This is a genomic window from Methylopila musalis (assembly GCF_042679725.1).
In the GTDB taxonomy this organism is placed as follows: Bacteria; Pseudomonadota; Alphaproteobacteria; order Rhizobiales; family Methylopilaceae; genus Methylopila; species Methylopila musalis.
The window spans coordinates 1-4,993 of record NZ_JBHTMX010000201.1 but is presented as its reverse complement, the minus strand read 5'-3'; the positions used below and the strand labels follow the sequence as shown (position 1 = coordinate 4,993).

Genomic DNA, 4,993 nt, shown 5'->3' with positions numbered 1-4,993 from the left:
GCCCCGTGGGCGGGGCTGCGGTGCTGCGGCTGCGCGACGTCACCGGCGAGCGCCTCGCCCGCGCCGAGATCGAGGACCGCAACACCGAGCTGCAGGGCGCGCTCGCCCGGGCGCTGGCGCTGATGGAGTCGCTCGCCCAGCCGGTGTGGCTGCGCGACGGCGACGGACGGCTCGCCTACGCCAACGAGGCCTACGCCCGCGCGGTGGACGCCACCGACGGCATGCTGGCGGTGGAGGAGGGAACCGAGTTCCTCGACCAGTCGGTGCGCGCCGCGGCCCGCAAGGCCAACGAGGCGGGCCAGGTGTTCCGCAAGCGCGCGGCGGCGGTCTACGCCGGCCAGCGCCGCATCTTCGACGTGGTGGAGGCTCCTTCAGCCTCCGGCGCGGCGGCGATCGCCATTGACGTGTCCGAGCTGGAAGACGTGCGCGCCGACCTGTCGCGCCAGATGGAGGCGCACCGCCGCACGCTCGACGAGCTGACCACCGGCGTCGCCATCTTCCGCAAGGACGGCGCCCTCGCCTTCCACAACCAGTCCTACGCCCGGCTCTGGGCGCTGGAGCCCGCCTTCCTGGAGGCCGGCCCCACCGACGCCGCGGTGCTCGACCGCCTGCGCACCGAGCGGCGCCTGCCGGAGGAGGCCGACTTCCGCAAATGGAAGGCGGACCTGCACGAGGCCTATCGGGCGCTCGAGGCCCGCGAGCACTGGTGGCACCTGCCGGACGGCCGCACCCTTCGCGTGGTGGTGACGCCGAACCCCGAAGGCGGCGTCACCTATCTGTTCGACGACGTAACCGAGCGGCTCGATCTCGAAAGCCGCTTCAACGCCCTGACCAAGGTCCAGCGCGAGACCATCGACCATCTGCAGGAGGCGGTGGCCGTGTTCGGCTCGGACGGCCGGCTGCGGCTGCACAACCCCGCCTTCGCCGGGCTGTGGCGCCTGGGCGAGGCGGAGCTCGCCAACCGCCCCCACGCCGACGACATCCTCAAGGCCTGCACGCTGCGCCCCGCCGACGTCGATCTGTGGCGCCGGCTGAAGGTTGCGGCCACCGCCATTCCCGACGAGCGCCAGCCGCTGGTGACCCGCGTCGACCGCGGCCCCGCCGGCATTGTGGACGTGGTGGCGCTGCCGCTGCCGGACGGCGGCACGCTCGCCACCTTCACCGACGTGACCGCCAGCGTGAACGTGGAGCGGGCGCTGCGGGAGCGGGCGGAGGCGCTGGAGGCCGCCGACCGGCTGAAGAACGACTTCGTGAACCACGTCTCCTACGAGCTGCGGTCGCCGCTCACCAACATCATCGGCTTCGGGCAGCTGCTCGGCGACGCGCGGCTCGGCGAGCTGTCCCAGAAGCAGCGCGAATACGTCGACCACATCCTGTCGTCGTCCGCGGCCCTGCTCGCCATCATCAACGACATCCTCGACCTCACCACCATCGACGCCGGCGCCATGGAGCTGGAGCTCGGCCCGGTGGACGCCCGCGAGGCGATCGAGGCGGCGGCGGAGGGCGTGCGCGACCGTCTGGCGGAGGCCGGCCTCGGGCTTGAGATCGACACCGCGCCGGACATCGGCGCCTTCCAGGCGGACTCCAAGCGGGTGCGGCAGGTGCTGTTCAACCTGCTCTCCAACGCCATCGGCTTCTCGAAGCCCGGCCGCGTCATCCGCGTCAGCGCCGCCCGGCAGGGCGACGAGATCGCCTTCCGGGTCGCAGACCAGGGCAGCGGCATTCCAAGCGCCATGATCGAGCGGGTGTTCGACCGGTTCGAGAGCCGCACCGCCGGCGCCCGCCACCGCGGCGTGGGACTGGGCCTTTCCATCGTGCGCTCGCTGGTGCAGCTTCACGGCGGTCGGGTCGCGATCGAGAGCGAAGAGGGCGTCGGCACCGTGGTCACCTGCACCTTCCCGCTGCGCGCCGTGGCGGCGGCCGCCGAATGAAGGGCCCCGCGAGCCGCGTCGGCGCCCATCACCGGGCGTCGTCCGCAGCCCCGGGCGCGGAGACCTGGGATCTGCACCTCGCCGACGAGGCGGCCACCGGGGCGCTCGCCGCAGACGTGTCCCGCGCGCTGAAGCCCGGCGACATCGTCACGCTCACCGGCGACCTCGGCGCCGGCAAGAGCAGCTTCGCCCGTGCGCTGGTGCGCGCCCGCGCCGGCGATCCCGAACTCGAGGCGCCGAGCCCCACCTTCACCCTGCTGCAGATCTACGACCTGCCGCGTGGCCCCGTGGTGCACGCCGACCTCTACCGCCTGACGAGCCCCGAGGAGCTGGACGAACTCGGCTGGGAGGAGGCGGGCGACGACGCCATCGTGCTGGTGGAATGGCCCGACCGCCTCGGCGCCGGCCTGCCCGAGGACCGGCTCGACCTGTCGCTGGAGATCGCGCCCGGCGGCGGGCGCCGCGCGCGGCTGACCGGCTTCGGCGCCTTTGGCCCGAGGCTCGCGCGCCTGCGAGACGGCAAGCGCTTCGTGGAGGCGGCCGGCTGGGGCGAGGCCACGCGCGAGCATGTGCAGGGCGACGCCTCCAGCCGGCTCTACGAGCGCCTCACGCTCGGCCGCCGCACCGCGATCCTGATGGACGCGCCGCCCCGGCCCGCGGGTCCGCCGCTGGCGGACGGCCGCAGTTACCTCTCGGTGGCGCGCCTCGCCGCGGACGTGAAGCCGTTCGTGGCGGTGGCGGATGGCCTGCGCAAACTCGGCTACGCCGCGCCCGAGATTTACGCGCAGGACCTCGCCAACGGATTCCTGCTGGTGGAGGACATGGGCTTCGAGCCGGTGGTCGCCGGCGGCCAGCCCATCGCCAGCCGCTACGAGCTGGCCACCGACCTGCTGGCCGACCTGCACGGCCGCGAGACGCCGCTCGACCTCGCCGTCGGCCGCGAACTCTACCGGGTGCCGCCCTACGACCTCCCCGCCCTGCTGGTCGAATGCGAGCTGTTCACCGACTGGCACATGCCGCATGTGGGCGGCGTCTCGCCGGAGCCGGACGTGCGCGAGGCGTTCCGCGAACTGTGGCGCGCGGCGCTGGCGCCCGTGCTGGACGACCCTCAGACCTGGACGCTGCGCGACTACCATTCGCCGAACCTGACGTGGCGCGACGATCAGGACGGCTTCGGCCGCCTCGGCCTGCTGGACTTCCAGGACATGGTGATGGGCCCCCCGGCCTATGACGTGGTCTCGCTGCTGCAGGACGCGCGGGTGGACCTGCCGGACGGGCTGGAGCTGTCGCTCGCCGCCCGCTATCTGGACGCCCGCCGCAAGGTCGAGCCCGGCTTCGATCCGGCGGCTTTCGCCCGCGCCTACGCCACCATGGGCGCCCAGCGCGCCACGAAGATCCTCGGCGTGTTCGTGCGGCTCGCGCAGCGCGACGGCAAGCCGGGCTACCTACGGCACCTGCCGCGGGTGCGGCGCGCGCTGATCGCCAATCTCGCCCATCCCGACCTCGCCGATCTCGCCGCCTGGTACGCGGAGAACGCCGGCCTCACGGAGGCGCCGCAGTGACGGCTCCCATCACCGACGCCATGGTGCTGGCCGCGGGGCTCGGCACCCGCATGCGCCCCATCACCGACACGCGGCCGAAGCCGCTGGTGAACGTGTCGGGCCGGGCCCTGATCGACCACGCGCTCGACCGGCTGGAGCAGGCGGGCGTCGCCCGAGCCGTGGTCAACGTGCATCACCACGCCGACCAGATGGAGGCGCATCTGACCGCGCGTCCGACGCCTCAGATCGCCGTGTCCGACGAGCGCGAGCGGCTGCTGGATTCCGGCGGCGGGGTGGCGAACGCGCTGCCGCTGCTCCATGGCGACGCGTTCTTCGTGCTCAACGCCGACACGTTCTGGATCGACGGCGCCCGCTCCAACCTTCGCCGGCTCGCCGAAATGTGGGACCCGGAGCGCATGGACGCGCTGCTGCTGGTGGCGGCGCTGACGTCGAGCGTCGGCTTCGACGGCGCGGGCGATTTCGCCTTCACGACCGACGGCCGCCTGTCGCGCCGGCCGGAGCGGCAGGTGACGCCCTTCGCCTATGCCGGCGCAGCGATCATGCCCCGCAGCGCCTTCGCGGACTGGGACGGCGCGCCGTTCTCGCTCAACCGGCTGTGGAACGCCGCGATCGAGCGCGACCGGCTGCACGGGCTGAGGCTCGACGGGCTGTGGCTGCATGTGGGCGACCCCGCCGCCATCACCGAGGCCGAGCGCGCCATCGCCCTGTCGGCGGCCTGAGGCGGAGGCCATGGCGGCCCGCCGCCCCAACGTCCTCACGATCCCCCCAGGCGTCCCCTTCCTGCCGACGCTCGCCCGCGCGCTGCTGGACGGCGATCTGATCCCCGGCTTCGCGCCCCGCCACGATCCGCTGGCGCTCGCCTCCGCGACCATCTTCCTGCCGACCCGCCGCGCCGGCCGCGCTTTGCGCGACGCCTTCCTCGCCGAACTCGACGGCCGCGCCACCCTGCTGCCGCGCATCGCGCCGCTCGGCGACGTGGACGAGGACGCGGGCCTCGCCGACGCGCCCGACGACGGAGAGGACGACCTCTCCCCCGCGGTCGCGCCGCTGGAGCGGCGGCTGACGCTCGCCCGGCTGGTCAGCCGCTTCGCCGCCACGCTCGACCGCTCCGCCCTGAAGCTCGACGCGGAGGACGGCCCGCTGATCCCCGCCACCGCGGCGGAGGCGATCCATCTCGCGGGCGATCTCGAGGCGCTGGTGGATTCGGTCGAGACCGAGGAGGCCGACCTCACCGCGCTCGACCGGATCGCGCCCGGCGAGCACGACCGCTACTGGGCCATCACCCAGTCCTTCCTGCAGGTGGCGCTGCGGGCCTGGCCGGAGCATCTCGCCGAGATCGGCCGGCTCGATCCCGCCCGCCGGCGCCGCCTCCAGATCGACGCCGCGACCGCCCGCGTGACGCGGGGAACCGGGCCGGTGGTGGCCGCCGGCTCGACCGGTTCGGTGCCGGCCACCCGACGCCTGATCCGGGCGATCGCCGAGGCGGACCAGGGCGCCGTG

At 73.9% G+C, this 4,993-nt stretch carries 3 protein-coding genes and 1 pseudogene; all 4 read left to right on the top strand.

Features of this window, described 5'->3' with window-relative positions; genetic code table 11:
• On the top strand, positions 1-1,931 hold a 1,931-nt coding region (locus ACFQ4O_RS14985), incomplete at its 5' end, for a sensor histidine kinase (protein WP_378776728.1).
• Positions 1,928-3,493 (top strand): tRNA (adenosine(37)-N6)-threonylcarbamoyltransferase complex ATPase subunit type 1 TsaE, encoded by a 1,566-nt coding sequence (gene tsaE, locus ACFQ4O_RS14980; protein WP_378776726.1) that lies wholly within the window; start codon positions 1,928-1,930, stop codon positions 3,491-3,493. The genes ACFQ4O_RS14985 and tsaE, both read left to right, overlap by 4 nt.
• A 20-nt stretch (positions 3,494-3,513) precedes the next feature.
• Positions 3,514-4,212, top strand: a complete 699-nt coding sequence (locus ACFQ4O_RS14975; protein ID WP_378776730.1) for a nucleotidyltransferase family protein — start codon at positions 3,514-3,516, stop codon at positions 4,210-4,212.
• 10 nt (positions 4,213-4,222) lie between these two features.
• Positions 4,223-4,993: pseudogene (locus ACFQ4O_RS14970) on the top strand (double-strand break repair protein AddB); the annotation flags it as partial.